The sequence below is a fragment of the bacterium genome, assembly GCA_023382385.1.
GTDB lineage: Bacteria > Electryoneota > RPQS01 > RPQS01 > RPQS01 > JABWCQ01.
Genome location: JAHDVH010000002.1, coordinates 49,846 through 68,432 on the forward strand (window position 1 = coordinate 49,846; position 18,587 = coordinate 68,432).

Genomic DNA, 18,587 nt, shown 5'->3' on the forward strand with positions numbered 1-18,587 from the left:
GAAAAGGAGACTATGATGAAGCATTATCTCATTCTACTCATTCTCGCTGCGAATGCCCTTGCGATTCCACAGCTAATCAACTATCAAGGCCAATTAACTTCGCCAAGTGGCATTCCGCTCGATACGACTGTTGTGATGACATTCCGCCTCTACGGAACAGAAAGCGGCGGTACGGCGATATGGATGGAGACACATCCGGCGGTAGCGGTGTCCGATGGTCATTTCAACGTGCTGCTCGGATCGGTGACAGCACTTCTTGACTCATTCTCGATAGACCGTTGGCTGGGTATCACGATAGGAGCAGACACTGAAATGAGTCCGCGCCAGCAAATCGTTTCTGTTGCGCATGCCTATCGCGTGGGAACGGTCGATGGAGCGAGCGGCGGAACCATTATCGGTGACGTGATCGGCACGGGCAAGGGAACCTTTGGTTCGCAGAGTATCGCATCGGGAGTTGGTGCAACGGTTTCAGGTGGTTCAGGAAACATCGCCAGCGGAAACTACTCAACTACCAGCGGAGGACAAGACTGCGCTGCCAGCGCACAACATGCTACAGTCTCTGGCGGTCGCGGAAACTTCGCGCGCGGCGTGAGAAGTGGCATTCTCAGCGGAGGCGGATTGGCCTCAGATTCTAATAGTGTTCAGGGAATCGCCAGTGCAATCGTCGCAGGCTCGGGTAATCTGGTAACCAGTGACTATGCGCTGATCGGCGGGGGGAGAAACAATCGCGCGCGCGGTATCTTCAGCGTGGTAGCGGGCGGAGGTGGAACCACAGCTGCGGACTCCAACGCGGCCGTAAGTAGTTATGCGACAGTTGGCGGAGGAACAAGAAACTTCGCAGCGGGTGTGGGTTCGACAGTTGGAGGAGGAACTGGCAACATTTCATCCGGTGGAAACACGAGCGTGGCGGGTGGACAGAACAATATTGCAACTTCACAGGGTGCCGCCATCGGTGGAGGGTATAATAATCGCGCACGTTCGAACTATGCTTTCGTCGGCGGAGGTGGTGGTGCGCTGGAGGCGGACTCCAATAGCGCACACGGGCCTTACAGTGTTATAGCTGGCGGGCGCGGTAACTTCACCAATGGCGCAACTGCGGTCATAGGAGGTGGTTTTGACAATGAAGCTCTCAATAACAATACGGTGATTGCCGGCGGATCTGCAAACACTGTTCAGAGTGATGGAGGCGCGATTCTTGGTGGCCTGTCTAATATCGTTGCGGCTCAATACTCCGTTGTTGCCGGGGGGCGCAACAATCGAGCGCGCGGCAGCTATAGCTTCATCGGTGGTGGTGGTGGAGTCAGCCTCGCAGATTCCAATTCCGTGCAACAATTTGCCAATAACAGCGTGGTAGTCGGCGGTGCCAGAAATTCAGTTGGTAGTGCGAACTCTTGCGTAGTTGCAGGCTTTGCGAACAGCGTTACAGGTACCTCGTCCGGTATCTTAGGTGGCCAAAGCAACAGCGTGACCGCAGATTATTCTGTGATTGCAGGTGGGAATGCGAATTCGAATACGACCTTCTATAGTTTTATTGGCGCAGGACGCAACAACGTCAGCCGCGGCCAGTATAGCGTAATCGGAGGTGGCGGAGGAGTTACTGCCGCAGACTCCAATGCAACGTCCGCGAACTTTAGCGCTATCTTAGGCGGCTCGCGCAATTTCACATCGGGGCTCTATTCAGCAATCGGCGGCGGTTACCAGAATTCAGCCTCAGGCTATGCCGCTCATGTTGCAGGCGGCTTCAATAGTTCTGCCAGTGGCGACTCTTCCTGTGTGGGTGGCGGTTCAGGAAATTCGGCGTCAGGAATTGCTTCCGTCATCGGAGGCGGTTACAGCAATAGTGCGAGCGGTTTTGCAGCAACTATTCCCGGTGGATATGACTGCACCGCGAGCGCACGCTATTCGTTCGCGGCAGGAAGACGGGCGATTGCCAATGACGTTGGAGCATTCGTCTGGGCCGACTCGACCAATTCATCCTTTCTCTCACCTGGCGTAAACACCTTTAGCGTGCGTGCCAGCGGTGGAACATTTATCTATTCAAACAGCGCACTGTCTGCAGGCGTCTCGCTTGCCCCCGGCACAGGCTCTTGGGCATCCGTTTCGGATTCTGCGCTAAAGGAAAACTTCCGCAACATCAAAACGGAGGAGATTCTCGACAAAGTCTCCTCCTTGCGAATTCGTGAATGGAACTACATTGCGCAGGAAGACTCCATCCGCCACATGGGACCGATGGCACAGGACATGTACGCTCAGTTCCGGTTGGGTGGCAGCGAAAAGACAATTGAAACCATTGACGCCGATGGCGTATTGTTCGCCGCGGTGCAGGAATTGGCGAAGCGCAGCGCGAAGCAGGCAGAAGAGATTGCCGAACTCAAGCAGCTTGTGAGTCAGCTAATTCAATTCGGTCACAAACCGGAATAACATTGGGTAGACATGATGAAGAAACTCCTCTTTACGCTTTTCCTCGCCACTCAAGCCTGGGCGATTCCACAACTTATCAACTATCAAGGTCAACTTACGTCGTCTTCCGGGTCGCCATTGGATACGACAGTGGTCATGACCTTTCGTTTGTATAGTGCAGCCAGTGGCGGCACGGCGGGCTGGACAGAAACTCATCCGAGTGTTGCAGTCACGGGCGGCTTGTTTCATGTCTTGCTCGGTTCAGTAGTAACGTTACCCGATTCCTTTGCAGTCAATCGTTGGCTGGGCATCACGATTGGAGCAGACACGGAGATGAGTCCGCGCCAGCAAGTCGTCTCTGTTGCGCATGCGTATCGCGTGGGAACGGTCGATGGAGCGAGCGGCGGAACCATAACTGGTAATTTGAATGTTGCCGGCAAAGGAAACATCGGCTCCGGAAATTCAAATTCGGGCAATCAGGCGTTTGTTGCGGGGCAGAACAACAGTGCCTCTGGAAACCACTCCGTCGTGAGCGGCGGTTCGGCGAATACTGCCACAGGACCCGGCTCTTCAGTGGGCGGCGGCACCAGCAATACGGTGGAAGGCGGTTGGGCTGTGATTGGCGGCGGCGATTCAAACGTCGGACAGGGAGTCTGGTCGGTCGTGGCCGGTGGATTCGAGAATACCGCGTCAGAAGTATCAAGCGTAGTCAGTGGCGGCAGTGGAAACCACGCTAACGGCGAATGGAGCGTTGTTGGTGGCGGCAGCGCCAATCGCGCGGATAGCATTGCGATTGTCGGCGGTGGACTCAGTAATCTTGCCGCAGGTCCCTACTCCTTTGTGGGCGGCGGCTACATCAACAGAGCATCAGGGCGCTCCAGCACGGTCGGCGGAGGGCAAGAGAACCAGGCCGCAGGAATCTTCAGTACTGCTGCTGGAGGAGACAGCAACAACGTTTACGGAGCGTTCGGCTTCAACGGTGGCGGCCAGCTGAATGCGGTGGCAGATTCGTTCGCCGCACTCGCCGGAGGGCGGCATAATCGCGCAAGGGGCAAGTACAGCTTCGTTGGTGGAGGTGGTGGACCAACGCTGTCCGATTCAAACAGCGCACGCGGGAGTTGGTCGGCGATTGTCGGGGGAAGCGGCAACAACGTGTCGCAGAACTATGGTTTCATCGGTTCAGGACAAGCCAACATTGTGACGGCGTCACATTCGGCGATTCTTGGAGGAAACTTCAATCAAGCCACCGCGGTCCGATCTGGCATAGTTGGAGGAGACAGCAATATCGTCAGCGGCCAAGAGAGCTTCGTCGGCGGAGGCAACCTGAACCTTGCTCGAGGCGCCAGAAATTCAATTGTCGGGGGACAAAACAACTCCTTGAGTTCCATTTCAGAAGCATCGTTTATTGGTGGAGGTAATGGGAATTACATAGACTCGTATTATTCAGTCATCGCCGGTGGTGACAGTAACATCGTGGACCTTGGAGGTACTTACGGCTTTATCGGCACAGGGAAATCAAACTATGTGGGGGGGAATAGAGGTGGTATTGTCTCGGGTTTCGACAACACCGTAACATTTGGTTCTTCCAACTCATTTGTTGGAGGTGGTTCCGGCAACAGGGTCGAATCGCCGAATTCTGTAATTTGCGGTGGAGTGGGTAATATCGTTGACGGCGCGATTGGCACATCCTTTATCGGCAGCGGCACGTCAAATAGTGTTCTCACGAACGGTTCCGCAATCGCCGGCGGATATAGCAATACTATTACTGGCGCTGGCGGCGCAATTTGCGCTGGATACCAGAATGTTGTGTCAGGCAGCTATGGATTTGTAGGCAGCGGCTTGTCTAATGTTGTAAGTGGATCCTCTGCTGTTGTGCCTGGAGGGACCGCAAATGAGGCCTCAACGTCCAATTCATTTGCAGCAGGCCAAAACGCGCGCGCCAGACACTCCAACAGTTTTGTTTGGGGAAGCTCCGGAACTGACAGTACAGTCTCTGTGAGCACAGGATCTTTTGTCGCTCGCGCATCCGGCGGCGCACGATTTTACTCAGAATCCACTGGAACATCGGCGGGAGTAACTTTAGCCGCTGGCGGCGGCGCATGGAACTCGATTTCTGATTCAACAGTGAAGCGGCGTCTTGGCCAAGTCAACACGGCGGAAATACTGTCAAGAGTCATTGAGCTTCCAATTGAGCGTTGGAGCTATTTGTCTCAGCCTGAAGACATTCAACATATCGGACCAATGGCACAGGACTTTCATGCCGCTTTTGGTGTGGGTGACGATGAAAGAACGATTTCTACGCTTGATCCTGACGGCGTCGCACTGGCGGCGATACAGGAACTGGCAAAACTCAATCAACAAAAGGACGCTAAGATCTCCGACCTTGAAGGTCGCATCAGAATGCTCGAAGAGGCGATTCTGCAATTTGGCAATCTTGGTCAAACAGATAAGCAGTAAGGATACAAACAATGAACAAAACTCTTCTGTTACTCCTCCTCCCTGCCTTACTATTGGCACAGTCAGAGAGCGAGAATTTCGTCTTGACAAAGTCTGTGGTCAACGCTGGCGGCGGCGGCGCAAGTTCCGCGAATTTCAATCTCGTTTCTTCGTTCGGCCAGCCGACGCCGGTAGGTGTGCAATCGAGCGAGAACTTCACGCTCTTTGCAGGTTTCCTGTCGCCGACTCTGTCGGTCTCACCCCTGTCGCCGATTCAACAATTGGTGATCAGGCAGGCACAACCGGACGCCGTACTCTACTGGGAAGAAATTCCCGGAGCAACCAGCTATTCTGTGCATCGCGACGCAGCTTATAACTTTTCCCCCGGCCCGGGGAACTTCGTCGGAACCGTTACAGGTACGTCGTTCACAGACACAAATGTGCTGTCAGGGCCGGCCATCCAGCAGTACTACATAGTCATCGTGAACAGGTAGCTAAACCATTGACGGTCGAACTCGAAAGCTTGTCGTCACAATTAGAACCAAATGCAAGGGCTGCCCGCGAGGCAGCCCTTTTCAACATAGTGCGAATCAGGGTGCTACATGGCGTCATAAGCAGGTTTGAGCGCATTCACCGCAAAGTCTTCAAATTTCGTTGAAGTGGTGGATTCCGCATTGCGTTTGTAGTCCAAGAGTCCCGAATTGAATCCGGAGTATAACTCGCAGAACAAATCCGCGATCTTTTCTGGCACACCGGCTCCCACCAGCCCTTGCTTCATCTGCTCGAGCGTAAACTCAACGTAGGGCAACTCCTTAATGCCGAGAGTTGAACCAAGGATCTTCGCAACCTCTGCTCCGGCAATATCCCGCGGACCCAGCACGTACTGCACGTTCTTTCCATTAAAATTCAGAGCCGTTAGTCGCTTGGCTGCATAGTGACCGATGTCCGCCGTTGCTACAAATGGCCACAGAGCCTCTGCGGGACATGCCGCGCCGTAGATTCCCATCTTCTTGATGAGGCCAAGCGAGCCGAACGTATTCTCCATGAAAAACCCCGCGCGCAAATGCAGCGTGTTGAGATCCGGAATACCGTCCAACTGCTTCTCCAGGTAATGAAGTCCGTTGACAGGTCCGACACCTGTGGCATGATTCGCACCGATACTGCTGAGCGAAACGACGTGCTGCACCCCGACCGACGCCAGCGCATCGCACAGGTTGTCCGTCACCTCGTCCTGATACCTGCGAAAATCTGCGGTTCCGAAATTGGGCGGAATCATAACATAAGCAGCTCGTGATCCGTCCAAAGAACGCTTCAATGCTTCCTGATTCAAGATGTCGGCTTCAAAAGCATCTGCACCGTGTGCCGATAAACTTGCAAGTTTGTCTTTTGTGCGCGCGACGGCCCGCACTTTATGTCCTGCTTTCAGCAAGTCTTCAACGACTAATCGCCCCGTGTTGCCGGTCGCACCGATTACAGTGTATTGCATGGATTCCTCGGCTCTCAAGTGAGTGACAACCCGAAAGGATTGATCGGCTTCCCTGTCACGCCGGCGAGGACAGTCTTAGTCTCGAGATAGCCGTCAAGTGTCTCCATCGCCATTTCCCTTCCGAAGCCCGATTGCTTATACCCTCCGAACGGCAGACCGGGCAGAGCAGTCGCAGGCGTATTGAGTGTGACGATTCCGGAGTGCAAACCGCGAATGAATCTCGTTGCGCGCGGCATGCTTTCGGTGTAAAGTGTCGCGCACAAGCCGTATTTCACGGCGTTCGCCTTCGCCAAAGCCTCATCGTCGCTTTGCACCCTTGAAATCACCACTATCGGTCCGAAAATTTCCTCCTGCACGCAGAGATTGTCTTCGGGCAGGTCCGTAATAACGGTCGGTGCGAAGAAGCAACCTTTGTCAAAGATGCCGCCTTTCAGCTGCTCGCCGCCGCACAGAATCTTCCCTCCTCCCTGCTTGGCAGCTTCAACGAACTTATGCATGATTGCGAGACGAGAAACATGTGAGAGCGAACCGATGTGCGTACTTTTGTCAAGTGGATCTCCGACGATGAGCTGCTTCGTCGCGGCGATGAATTTCTCGACGAAAGCGTCATACTGACTCTCGTGTACATAAATGCGCGAACGCGCATCGCAACTCTGACCTGCGCCGTAGAAGATCGTGTAGACGCTGGACAGCACGGCATCGTTCAGGTTGGCATCTTCACAGACAATCGCTGGTGACTTACCGCCTAATTCCAGCATCAGGCGCTTCATGTCATTGGCACATTCCTTCATAATGACGCGCCCGGTCTCCGTTCCGCCGGTAAACGTGATCTTGTTGACTGCGGGATGCCTGACCAGTGCCGCGCCGGCGGACTCACCGAGACCGTGCACGAGATTGACCGTGCCCTCCGGACACCCTGCTTCATGCAGAATTTCAACCAGCACATTCGCAGAGCATGGCGCGATTTCGGAAGGCTTAAGGACGACCGTGCAGCCCGCCGCAAGTGCCGGAGCAAGCTTCCACGATTCGAGCATGATGGGATAATTCCACGGCGTAATCGCACCGACCACACCGACGGGTTCGCGCAGCGTATAGCCGAAGAATACCGGATGGATCGGCGGCACACGGCCTTCAGTTTTGCTGGCCGCGCCGGCGAAATACTCAAAATCCTCGATTGCCTGTTTGACTTCTCCCATGACGTGCATCACAGGCTTGCCCATGTTGCGCGACTCGAGTTCGGCAATTTCCTTGGCGCGAGCTGCGAGCAATTCTGCAGCTTTAAAGAGAATTTTCGTGCGTGCGCTCGCTGTCAGGCGGCCCCACTTGCTGAGAAGAGCGGCACGTGCGGAGGCTACGGCCTTGTCAATATCCTCGGAACCGGAGAGCGGGATACTGCCCAGCGCTTCGCCCGTTGCGGGATTCGTCAATGCGAGTGTCTTGCCGCTATGAGCCGGCAGATGCTCGCCGTTGATAATGTTTGGGTAGAGTTTTTCAGACATGTTATTGGGTGATAGGTTGAGGCTGACGCGTTGACTTTAAGAGTCGCTAACGTCCCTTAAATTGCGGCTTGCGCTTCTCGTTGAACGCGGCGACGCCTTCGCGGTAGTCTTCCGTCTTGCCGAGAATATCCTGCAAATACGCCTCGTAGTCGAGCGCCTCGTCAAGGCCTACGGCCGACGACTTGTTGAACGCGCGCTTGATGGCACCGATGGCCTTGGTCGGTGAACTCGCATACGTCGTCGCAAGTTCCATTGCAACGCTATCAAGCTTATCATGCTCGACCACTTTATCGACGAGATTTAATCGCAGCGCCTCGTCCGCCTTGATCGGACGGCCTGTAGTGCAAATCTCGAATGCCTTGTGGTATCCCAGCAACCGCGGCAGGATCCACGTCGATCCCGTATCGGGCACCAACCCGACATTGACAAAGGCTTGCAGCATGGAAGCCTGGTCGGACGCGATCCGAAGGTCACAGGCCAGCGCGAGGGACATGCCCGCTCCCGCCGCGACGCCGTTGATCGCGCAAATGACCGGTTTCTCAAGCTCCCGAATGCGCAGGATATTCGGGTTATAGTTGTTACGAAGACGGTCGGCAAGACTCGTGTTCGGGTCGTCCTTCACTTCCTTCAAGTCCTGTCCGCTGCAAAACGCCTTGCCTGCTCCTGTCAATATCACGCTGCGGACGTCGTTATCCTTCGCGGCACTCTTCAACGCGTCTGCAAGTTCCTTGTGCATGAGCGCGTTGAATGCATTGAAACGATCCGGCCGGTTCAGCGTAATCTTCAACACTGCATCCGTGTGCTCGTAGAGAATGGTTTCGTACATTCTAATTCCCCGTAAACTTCGCGGTTCGTTTCTCGATAAAGGCCTTCATACCTTCCTTCTGGTCTTCTGTGGAAAACAGCAGGTAGAAATTCTTGCGCTCGAACTCCAAACCGTCGAGCAGGAAAGATTCATAATTCTTCAGCACGGCCTCTTTCGCCAAGCGCACGGCAACGGGCGACATCTGCGCGATCTCGCGCGCGAGTTTTTGTGCTTCGGACAGATACACTTCGACAGGCACAACACGATTGACAAGCCCCCACGCTTCGGCCTGCTTCGCGCTGATGAACTTTCCGGTCAACACCATCTCCATTGCCCGCGCCTTGCCGATGATGCGCGTGAGTCTCTGCGTGCCGCCTGCGCCGGGCATGACGCCAATCTTGATCTCCGGCTGTCCGAACTGCGCAGTCTCACTTGCAATGACCATATCGCAGTGCATCATCAATTCGCAGCCTCCGCCCAGTGCGAAACCCGACACCGCCGCGATGATCGGCTTCTTGACCTTGCGGATTCTATCCCATTTGGCGAATTGATCGCGGCGCAGCATTTCAGTTGAGTCAGCGTCGGCCATTTCCATGATGTCGGCTCCGGCCGCAAACGCGCGCTGGTCTCCGGTCAATACTATCGCGCGAATCTCGTCGTCGCTGTCGAGCGTTTCAAGCGTGGCCACCAGTTCGTCCATCAGCGCCATGTTAAGCGCATTAAGCTGCTTCGGGCGATTCAGAAAGACTGTGGCAACGTGTCCGTCGCGCTCGAGTTTGAGAAACTGCAAGTCACTCATGGTCTATTTTCTTACCAATCTTTCCCGTACCATTTTGTAATCCGGCTTGCGTTTTTCATTGAATGCTGTTACCGCCTCGCGGACTTCAGGGGAGCTGGAGTGAACACCGAGCCAGTCGCGTGCGTGCTGAATCGTCTGCGACCACGACGCGTCGCGCCAGTAGTTAAGCTGCGTCTTAAGATAACGCACGCACTCCGGCAACTTGTTCTCGAGCTTCGTTGCCATTTCCTCAACTGCCTGGTCAAGCTGTGCGCGCGGCACAACCTGATTGACGAGTCCCCATTCGAGCGCCTTCTGTGCAGGAATCTCTTCGCACAGGAACAGGATCTCCCGCGCGCGACGATCTCCGACGATTATCGGCAGGAATTGCGATGCACCCGCCGCAGCAACTGATCCGTGAGCCGCGCCAACCTGCCGAATATAGATATCTTCCGCCGCGATCGCAAGATCACAGCTGATATTGAACTCATTGCCGCCACCGACCACGATGCCGTTTAACCGTGCGATGGTAGGTTTGCCCAGCGCGCGCAATTTCTCATGAGCGTCAATGAACGCTCCCATCCATTTCCAGTAGTCCTGCGGGCGGTCGAGAAATTGCAGTTGCTCCTGCAGGTCAGCTCCGGTGCAAAAGGCACGGTCGCCCGCGCCGGAAAGAATCATCACCGCGACTGCGTCATCAAATGCCACGTCGTCAAACGCCACGCAAAGCTCTTTCAGCATCGGGTAGTGCACGCAGTTCAGCTTTTCTGGTCGGTTAAACGTCACGTAGGCGCGCGCGCCTTTCTTCTCATACGTGATGTAATCAAACTTGAAACTCTCCGCAGGGCGTGGCTGAAAGTCCTTTGTCATGCGCGCGGATCCGTTTCCGCCGTCTGAAACTCGACGAGTCCCTGGGCAAAGCTCATCAGATTCGCGCCCGCATCCGCCATCTCCTGCGATTTCATGCCCGCCTTGAACGTGTCCTTGTCCGCAAACGAGAGCACCGCCATCATGTAGTATGGCGCGGGGCCGTTCTTGCCCGGCCAGAATTTATGCGCCTGCAAGCCGAGCAAACCCGGCACTTTCTTGATGAGCGGGATATGTGTTTCCCAATACGCTTTGTCGAACGCATCGGCATCCTGCGGATGCTTGTAAAAGGCAATGAAATTGACCATGTCTCTGTTTTTCTATTCTCAATTCGTTGTTTACTTTTTCAGTTCCCACAGATGGTCCTCAATCCCCCATCCTCCGGCACCGGAACCCCAATCAGGATAAGCACGACGATGAAGCTCTTTGAGTTTGTCGCTGGACAACACGACCTGATGAACCTCACCCTCACCGATCAGTCGTTCGCCTTGAAACGCTTTCACTTCACAAAAGAGATAGTTCCCGTGCAAGCGCGTGCACTCTGCGACGAAGCGCAATTCCTGTCCGATTCCCGCAGGATTGTGGTGGCGGACAAAGACACCTGTGCCGATGCCGTCTTCTCCGTAGTCAAGATGCGGTTCAAGTACGAGCCGGCTGACATATTCCGAGTGATAGGTCAACCAATAGGTCGAATAGAAGGGGTGCAAGGGCCGTCCTTCGAAATAGACGGTCATTCGCGATTCGACCATGAACCGGAATTCAGCGCGGCTGCCGACGGTAAGAGTTGGTTTCAACGGAGCTTACAGGGTGTGTTGGCGGGATAACTCAAGCTGTTGAGTATAGCGTATTTTGGCAACTTTTGCAACTCTGTCACACTCGAGGAGCTTGACAATTTCGGACTGCGAACATAGATTTCTGGCAACTTATCGCACGGAGGAAAGCATGTCTCACGCGCGCTGCATCACTCCAATCACACTTCTGGCACTTCTCGCCTTGCCATTCACTACCATTGCCTTTGAACGGGTCACTCCACCGGATTCCTCTCTGACAAATTGGCAGTGGCCCTTTGTGCTCAATTGGACATCCGAGTCAAACCTTGAAGGCGAATCGGTCTACTACATCTTCCACCTCGAAACATCCTACTTCGAAGAAGCTGTCTCGCCCCGAGACGCCGTTGTTACCGACACGTTCATGAATGTCCAAATTGATATTCCCGTGCTGTCGTTGGACGATATCTACGAGTTTCGCTGGCGTGTCTGGGCGTCAGACGGACAGGACACGGTTGAAGCTCTGAACGGTGAAGGTTTCTTCCAAATGGTCATTCCCGAAAACGCGGATGAGACACACTTGGTTCCCACGTCAGTAGATCTTCTCGCCTATCCCAACCCGTTCAATCCTGCAACATCGCTGAGTTTTTCGTTGGATAAGCCGCAACGTGTAGTACTCGCTCTCTATGATGTTCGTGGCCGCCATGTTTCGTCGCTCGCAAGTGAAGTGATGACCGCAGGTCCACACATTGTGACGGTTGACGGATCCGCGTTGCCCAGCGGAGTCTATTTTGCCAGCTTTCTGTCAGGAGCACAATCGAAGTTGGTTAAGCTTATCTTGCTCAAATAGAGCCGATCCCACGTTTACATGCAAGAGGCGCATCCACGCGGTGCGCCTTTCTCTTCCCCGATTATTCATACAGACAAGGAGTGTTTAACTCAGCAGTATACGACGGTCAGCAACTCCACAATCCTCTCAAACTCTTTCTGATATTCCTTTTGAAAGGCCTCCCGAGAAGGCTCAAAGCCGGCTTCGACGAGCGACGTAACAAAGTCCCTGTGCGATCTTCCCCCTCGATAGTCCGGTTCCCGCGGCGGCTGCTTAAGATACCGTGACATCAACTCGACTTCACCGGACACATTGATCACGGCGTGATAGAACACGACATCACGGTTGCGGTAGAGCGCTGTGCCCGCAATCTTCCTTTCACCAAGCGCAATATCCGAAATGCCGCGATGCGCAAGTCCTCCGACACCGATTCTCTCAAACGCGTCGCACACGGCCTTGTTGAACAGCACGAAGTAATCCTTGGATTGAATCTGTTTGCGGCCATAGAGCGCGCACGATAGGCACCACATGTCGGGTGACAACACGACCGAACATCCCCCGGATCTGCGCTTATAAACGGGCAGGCCGTCCTCCTCGACAGCTGCTTCATTCAACTCCAGTTCGCTCTTCGACCCGCTCCCAATCACCACGCACGTGTGCTCCGGCACCCACAGCAGGAAACGCCCGGCGGAATCGTCGGGCGTCAAGAGCGTACTGTCCTGAAGGTTGTAGTCTTTGGTCTGCACCGGTGTGGCGGAGGCAATCCGCCAGTCATTCACTACAGCATCAAAATATTCGTCGGGTCGGCCAGCATCAACACCAAATCGTTGACGAACCGCGCGCTGTCGCCGCCGTCCACGATGCGATGATCAAACGACAAACTCAGCGGCTGAATCCAGCCCTTCGCGATCTGATCGTTGAGGATAACCGGCTTCTGCAGGATGCGGCCGGTGCCAAGGATCGCAACTTCGGGATAGTTGATAACCGGCACACCGAAATTCCCATTCAGACTGCCGTAATTCGTAATCGTGAAGGTCCCGTCGCGAATTTCATCGAGCGTCAGTTTGCGTTCGCGTGCGCGATTGGAAAGATCCTCAATTTCGCGGGCAAGTTGCAGGATACCCTTCTGATCTGCGTTCTTGATGTTCGGCACGACCAATCCGTCCGGCGTATCCACCGCCAAGCCGATATTGTAATACTGTTTGTAGACCACGCGGTTGCGCTCGAGATCGAGGGTTGCATTGAGCTTCTTATGTTTGCGCAGCGCGACACACACGGCCTTAATGATAAACGGCAGATAGGAGAGTTTGACGCCTTCGCGCTCAAGTTCCTTGTTCTTTTGCGCGCGCAAGGTGACGAGCTTCGAGACTTCCACCTCGTCGAGCGAGGTGGCGTGCGGAGCGGTGTATTTCGACTGCGACATGCGGTTGGCAATCGTGCGGCGCAATTGTGAGAGTTCTTCAATCTCCACCGGCCCGGGATACTCACCCGGAACGCTTGCGGGAGCGACCTTTGGAGCAGCAGGGGCGGCAGCCTGTGTCTTCACCTGTCCTGCACTGACTGTTGCGGGCGCACTTCCGCTCGCTGCGGCAGCTTCGATATCCTGCTTCATCACGCGTCCGCCGGGCCCCGTGCCTTGTATCTTGCTGATATCAACGCCCATCTCGACGGCCATCTTCCGCGCGACCGGAGTGGCAATCACCTTTGCACCCTGTGACGCGCCGTTTACGGGAACGTCCGCACGTCCTTCGTTCGTGGAGGGCAGCACTTCGTCGCCGACTGGAATTTGTCCGACCACGCCGTACATGCCGTCTTCGTCCGTAGAGGCGGTTTTCTCTTTGGCCAGCGTCGGCGAACTGTGCTGCGTGGCAAAGTTCTCGTGATACGCTTCCGTTGGCGGCGGCGTGCTGAAGCTCACATCTTCTCCCTTGCCAACGATGACGGCGATCACCTGACCGACGTGCACGATCTCGTCCACCTTGCCGTTCGTCTGCGCGAGTTTGCCGGTTTGCGGAACGGGAATATCGGTCACGACCTTGTCGGTCTCGACTTTCAGCAGCGGATCGCCTTCCTTGACTTCGTCACCGGGCTTATGATACCACTCGAGGATCTTGCCTTCGTGGATACCTTCGCCGATGTCGGGGAATTGGAAATTGAAGGGCATATCTATAGTCTCCTGCTTACACCTGATAGTCTGCGAGCCTGCGGCAGTAATAATGCACGCGCTCGGGGGTGGGGCAATACAAGTCTTCGGAACGCGGCAGCGGTGGAATCGTGTCGTTGCCGCACAGCCTCATCGGCGGAGCTTCGAGATACTCAAAACACTTTTCGTTCACCAGCGCAATCAGCTCCGCCGCGACGCCAAAACTCTTCGGGCCTTCCTGCACAACGAGCAGTCGTCCGGTCTTCTTCACGGACGCGACGATTGTATCCCAATCCATCGGGTAGATTGTGCGCAGGTCGATCAGCTCGACGCTGATGTGATCCTTCTCTAAAAACTCCAGCGCCTTCCGGCAAACGTGCATCATCGCACCATAAGAAATGACGGTCATATCGCGGCCGTCTTTCTCAACTTTCGCCTTGCCGATGGGAATGCGGTAGAGCCCGTCGGGCACTTCCTGCTTCATCGCGCGATAGAGCCGCTTGGGTTCCTGATAGATGACGGGATCGTTATCCTCAATTGCGGAGATCATCAAGCCCTTTGCGTCATACGGCGTCGAGGGAATCACAACTTTCAGCCCGGGGATGTGCGCGTACATCGCCTCCATCGCTTCTGAGTGCATTTCGAGCGCCTTCACGCCGCCGCCATAGGGGAAGCGAATCACGGCGGGTACGTGCCGCTGACCTCGCGTGCGGTAGCGATAGCGGGAGATGTGCGTGATAATCTGATTCATTGCGGGATAGACGAAACCGTCAAACTGCATTTCGGCGACGGGACGCAAGCCCAGCACAGACATCCCGATACAGGCGCCGATGATAGAGGATTCGGCCAGCGGCGTATCGAACACGCGCTTCACGCCGTGCTTCTTTTGCAGATGTTCGGTCACGCGAAACACGCCACCCTCAACACCGACGTCTTCGCCAAAACACAGCACGGACGGATCGTCCGCCAGCTTCACATCCAGCGCGTTGTTTAGCGCCTGCACCATCGTCATTACGGGCATGGATTGCTCCTATCTTCAGTTTTCATTTTCTGATTACTTTCCTCTCCGGCTCTGCCACGCCAGGAACGCTTCGAGATCATGCTTCTGCTCTTCGAGCGAATTGGTGAGCTGCTCGTACTGGTGCTCAAAGAGTTCGGGAATCGGATTCGGTCCAAGCCCGACGACGTGCGACACGATTTCATCAATCTTCACGGCACACTCTTCTTCAAACGCCGTCTCCTGCTTCTCGCTCCAGAGCTGCTTCTCCAGCAGATACTTCTTGACGCGGATCAGCGGATCGCGCGGCTCCCAGATCTTTTCTTCTTCACTCGTGCGGTATTTCGTCGGGTCGTCTGAAGTCGTGTGCGCACCCATGCGGTAGGTCACGGCTTCGATCAGAACGGGACCGTTGCCCGCCCGTGCGAAATCCACAGCTTCCTTCGTGGCACGGTAGACCGCAAACAGGTCGTTGCCGTCCACCTGAATCCCGGGCATGCCGAAGCCCACGGCTTTTTGTGCAATCGTGGCTGCCTTGGTCTGCAATTCACGCGGGACGCTGATCGCATACTGATTGTTGTTGCAGAAGAACACGCACGGGCACGAGAACACTGCCGCCCAGTTCAACCCTTCCGAGAAGTCTCCTTCTGACGTGCCGCCGTCCCCGAAGTAACAGAGCACGACCTGATCAAGGCCTTTGTAGTTGATGGCGTGGCCGATTCCCGCGGCGTGGGGAATCTGCGAAGCGATCGGCACGGAAGTCGGCAGGCTGTTCACACCTTCCGGCATGACTGCTCCGCTCTCCAGACCAAGATACCACTTGTAGACCGTTTCTACCGGCCAGCCGTGCCACATATACGCGCCGATTTCGCGGAAGGCGGGCACCAGCCAATCATCCTTGCGCAGGGCCATTGCGGAACCGACTGCGGAGGCTTCCTGACCGCGGTTGACCGGCAGCGTATAGAGCTTGCCTTGCCGCTGCAGGTTGACGGCCTTCAGGTCCACAAGCCGCGCATACTTCATCATCTTGTAGCCTTCGAGCAGGAAATCTTCGTCAAACTCAGGCATCCATTCCGGGTGCAGGACCTTTCCAGAGGGGTCCAGAACTTCGAGCTTCTTGCCTGAAGTTGCATGAAAAGCCTCGAACAGAGAGGACGTGCCTTTGCCATTCACCTGCCCGTTGCCTTTTTCGGTCTTTTTGGTCTTAATCTCCGTGGCCATCAGATCAAACCCTTATATGAAATTAAACAAATATTTAGCTAATTGTACGAACGTCCATCCAGTTCAGTTAATATAAGGTTTTTGCTCAGGATAGCAAGAAGGCATGAATATATTTTGATGTAAAACGATTTAATGTTAAATAAAAGAGAAATCAGGAGATTTTGTTGGTCGCGCGGTTGACGAAGTGCCCACAAGAGAAACAGAAATCCCCCAGTGAACCGGCTTGCAGTTCGACTGAGGGACTCTTGAATCCAAGTGCGGCCTGAGCCGCGACTTCAGATCATTGTGCCGCTATTTGAAGCTGCCGTTCACGATCGGGAAAACGGGGAACCATCCACCCTTCTTGATGATATTGACCAGACCGATTTGCAGACCGTTCGTGGACTGCGCAAAATTCACCAGGCCAAATTGCAAACCCACATACTCGTTCGCTTCGTTGTAAAGGCCGTATTGCAAGCCGGTGAACGTGCCACCCTTGTCGATGTTCACCCAGCCCCACTGAATTCCCGCGCCGCCCTGATTAGCAAGATTGACGAATCCGTATTGAATCCCTTGCATCTGACCAGTGGCATGATTGCCAAGGCCGACGTCGAGGCCGGTGACGTTGGCGTTCTTGCCGTAGATCAAGTTCAGGCGCAGGCCCGTGATGCTCTCGCTGTTCTTGAAGATCTGCACGGGATCGACGAGTGCCAGATTGACTGGCTTATCGCCCGCCTGCGCCGCCGTGGGCAGAATGAGCGCAACACTGAATAACAGTACCGCATATAGTGCTTTTGTCATGGGTGTTCCTTCGTTTGGAAACGTTACCTTCGTGAAACTGGACCACTAAAAGTAACAACTCTCAATTTCATAAACAACCGTCCAAAGCACAGGTTTCTAACCGAATGTTATTCACATGTAACAAAATACACGCGCATCCCGTCGGCGGGCAGGGGCAGCACGGTGCTGGTTGCGGGTGTGGTGGCCTCGATGGTGTAGTCCTGCGGCGCGGAGTTCATGTCGTTGCTCGACCATATCTTATACTGTGTCGCGCCAGCGACGGGGTGCCAACGCAAGTAGAGCGAGTCCTCTGCAAACGACATCACCAGAGATCCCGGCGCGTCGAGACCGTTCTCGAATTCATCGTACAAGGCCGCGAGCAATTCGCCGTCGCGATCCGCCGCAAGCTCCCAGAACATCGCGCCTCCGAGCAATTCACTCAAAACATAGCGCGCCTTCTCGCGAATGGACGCCGTGTCGTCATAACTGATCATCACGTGCGACGCCGGATTGTACAGCCACGGCACGCGCGAAGCGTCACTCCAGTATCGCGTGTAGCCGTTTAGGTTGACGTAGTTCTCCTTGAGCTGCCAATAGTCGAACATCCCGTTTTCCCACGTGCCGAACGGGGACACGCCGGAAAAGGACGCGTATAGCCCGTTATTCACGTTCGCGACGTTGCCGAAACCGCGCCCGTAAAACGCCATCCCCGCCGAAAGTTTCTCGCGCGGAAATCCGCCAGCTATGTAGGCTTGCATCGCCGCGTCGAGATTTGCGGACGTGTGCGCTGGTTCGGGAAACGGATCGAGCGAATCGGCGTAAAGCGGCGAGTTGAATCCCGTGAACGGACTCCATGGCCCTTGAAAATCGTAGGTCATCACGTTGATAAAATCAACGGCTTGGGCAAGCTGCGGCAACTCAAGATTTGCCACATGATCAAGTCCCGCCGATGTCGCGAGTGTGAGCAGATACGGCCGCCCGTATAGTGTTTCGAGCGAATCAAGTTTGGCCCGGATACGCTGACAGAGCAGCGTGAGGTTCGCGCCGTCTTCCGGGCGATGCTCGACGTCCCAATCCCCGCCGAACACGGGATACTCCCAGTCGAGATCCACGCCGTCGAAGCCGTGCTCAATGACGAATTGTGCACACGAATTGGCGAACAGCTCTCGTGCTGCAGGCGTCGCGGCGGCGTCAGAGAAATTTTCACTCCATGTCCAACCGCCGACCGAAATCAATGTTCGCAAATGCGGGTGCTGCTCTTTCAGAAGTCTCAATTGGTGAAAGTTCCCGCGCTCACAGCCGGGATCCCAGCAATCGCCGGGATAGAAACGGTCAATATCGGCGTACGCGTCGCCGAGCACAACTTGACCGCCGCTGATATTCGCGAACGCGTAGTTGATGTGCGTGAGCTGCTCGGCGGGAATATCCGTGACAAAATAGCTGCGCGCGTAAATCGCCCATGACGGATAGTAGCCGACGATGCGCTGCGCCTCTGCAATCATAGGAACCAGCAAACACGCAACGAGCAGATATCTATTCAGGTGTAACCGCACAATGTCTCATCAAATCTGTCACAATTTTCACTCGTGATTCACCAGAG

At 55.0% G+C, this 18,587-nt stretch carries 17 protein-coding genes; 4 read left to right on the forward strand and 13 right to left on the reverse strand.

From position 1 onward, the window contains the following. Positions 1 to 15: 15 nt before the first annotated feature. From KJZ99_04535 to KJZ99_04545, 3 genes are read left to right on the forward strand one after another with little or no spacing between them, the layout of a single operon-like run. On the forward strand, positions 16 to 2,421 hold the full coding sequence (locus tag KJZ99_04535; protein MCL4305157.1) for a tail fiber domain-containing protein: 2,406 nt from the start codon (positions 16 to 18) through the stop codon (positions 2,419 to 2,421). Between the two features lie 12 nt (positions 2,422 to 2,433). After that, positions 2,434 to 4,857 carry a hypothetical protein gene (locus KJZ99_04540; protein MCL4305158.1) on the forward strand — a complete coding sequence of 808 codons (2,424 nt, stop codon included), beginning with the start codon at positions 2,434 to 2,436 and terminating at the stop codon, positions 4,855 to 4,857. A gap of 11 nt (positions 4,858 to 4,868) precedes the next feature. Further along, positions 4,869 to 5,330, forward strand: coding sequence for a hypothetical protein (locus KJZ99_04545; GenBank protein MCL4305159.1), 462 nt, complete (start codon positions 4,869 to 4,871; stop codon positions 5,328 to 5,330). Between the two features lie 104 nt (positions 5,331 to 5,434). On the opposite strand, the gene KJZ99_04550 is transcribed toward KJZ99_04545, so the two are convergent. Genes KJZ99_04550 through KJZ99_04580 form a run of 7 tightly spaced genes read right to left on the reverse strand, consistent with a single transcriptional unit; the run spans position 5,435 to position 11,065 of the window. Continuing rightward, a complete protein-coding gene (locus KJZ99_04550) occupies positions 5,435 to 6,322 on the reverse strand; it encodes an NAD(P)H-binding protein (GenBank protein ID MCL4305160.1) in 888 nt (295 codons plus the stop codon). Between the two features lie 14 nt (positions 6,323 to 6,336). Continuing rightward, positions 6,337 to 7,821, reverse strand: a complete 1,485-nt coding sequence (locus tag KJZ99_04555) for an aldehyde dehydrogenase family protein (GenBank protein MCL4305161.1) — start codon at positions 7,819 to 7,821, stop codon at positions 6,337 to 6,339. Between the two features lie 46 nt (positions 7,822 to 7,867). Next, positions 7,868 to 8,647 (reverse strand): enoyl-CoA hydratase/isomerase family protein, encoded by a 780-nt coding sequence (locus KJZ99_04560; protein ID MCL4305162.1) that lies wholly within the window; start codon positions 8,645 to 8,647, stop codon positions 7,868 to 7,870. A gap of 1 nt (position 8,648) precedes the next feature. After that, complete coding sequence (locus KJZ99_04565; GenBank protein MCL4305163.1) at positions 8,649 to 9,425, reverse strand: enoyl-CoA hydratase/isomerase family protein; 777 nt, start codon at positions 9,423 to 9,425, stop codon at positions 8,649 to 8,651. Between the two features lie 3 nt (positions 9,426 to 9,428). Continuing rightward, the gene (locus KJZ99_04570; protein ID MCL4305164.1) at positions 9,429 to 10,274 is read right to left on the reverse strand and encodes an enoyl-CoA hydratase/isomerase family protein; all 846 of its coding nucleotides are present in this window, start codon (positions 10,272 to 10,274) and stop codon (positions 9,429 to 9,431) included. Next, positions 10,271 to 10,579 carry an EthD family reductase gene (locus KJZ99_04575; GenBank protein ID MCL4305165.1) on the reverse strand — a complete coding sequence of 103 codons (309 nt, stop codon included), beginning with the start codon at positions 10,577 to 10,579 and terminating at the stop codon, positions 10,271 to 10,273. Before KJZ99_04575 ends, KJZ99_04570 begins: the two co-directional genes overlap by 4 nt. Before the next feature lie 30 nt (positions 10,580 to 10,609). Then, positions 10,610 to 11,065 carry a hypothetical protein gene (locus tag KJZ99_04580; protein MCL4305166.1) on the reverse strand — a complete coding sequence of 152 codons (456 nt, stop codon included), beginning with the start codon at positions 11,063 to 11,065 and terminating at the stop codon, positions 10,610 to 10,612. Positions 11,066 to 11,213: 148 nt separating this feature from the next. Here KJZ99_04580 and KJZ99_04585 point away from each other — a divergent pair, with 148 nt between their 5' ends. Continuing rightward, a complete protein-coding gene (locus tag KJZ99_04585) occupies positions 11,214 to 11,888 on the forward strand; it encodes a T9SS type A sorting domain-containing protein (protein MCL4305167.1) in 675 nt (224 codons plus the stop codon). 89 nt (positions 11,889 to 11,977) lie between these two features. On the opposite strand, the gene KJZ99_04590 is transcribed toward KJZ99_04585, so the two are convergent. From KJZ99_04590 to KJZ99_04615, 6 genes are all read right to left on the reverse strand, one after another. Beyond that, the gene (locus tag KJZ99_04590) at positions 11,978 to 12,646 is read right to left on the reverse strand and encodes a hypothetical protein (GenBank protein MCL4305168.1); all 669 of its coding nucleotides are present in this window, start codon (positions 12,644 to 12,646) and stop codon (positions 11,978 to 11,980) included. Continuing rightward, entirely contained in the window at positions 12,646 to 14,031 is a 1,386-nt protein-coding gene (locus KJZ99_04595; protein ID MCL4305169.1) for a 2-oxo acid dehydrogenase subunit E2, read from the reverse strand. Before KJZ99_04595 ends, KJZ99_04590 begins: the two co-directional genes overlap by 1 nt. 16 nt (positions 14,032 to 14,047) lie before the next feature. Further along, positions 14,048 to 15,031, reverse strand: coding sequence for an alpha-ketoacid dehydrogenase subunit beta (locus KJZ99_04600; GenBank protein MCL4305170.1), 984 nt, complete (start codon positions 15,029 to 15,031; stop codon positions 14,048 to 14,050). A gap of 33 nt (positions 15,032 to 15,064) precedes the next feature. Continuing rightward, on the reverse strand, positions 15,065 to 16,228 hold the full coding sequence (gene pdhA, locus KJZ99_04605) for a pyruvate dehydrogenase (acetyl-transferring) E1 component subunit alpha (protein MCL4305171.1): 1,164 nt from the start codon (positions 16,226 to 16,228) through the stop codon (positions 15,065 to 15,067). Positions 16,229 to 16,519: 291 nt separating this feature from the next. Further along, positions 16,520 to 17,008, reverse strand: coding sequence for a hypothetical protein (locus KJZ99_04610; protein ID MCL4305172.1), 489 nt, complete (start codon positions 17,006 to 17,008; stop codon positions 16,520 to 16,522). A 107-nt stretch (positions 17,009 to 17,115) separates the two neighbouring features. Further along, a complete protein-coding gene (locus tag KJZ99_04615) occupies positions 17,116 to 18,540 on the reverse strand; it encodes a glycoside hydrolase family 18 protein (protein ID MCL4305173.1) in 1,425 nt (474 codons plus the stop codon). Positions 18,541 to 18,587 lie beyond the last annotated feature (47 nt).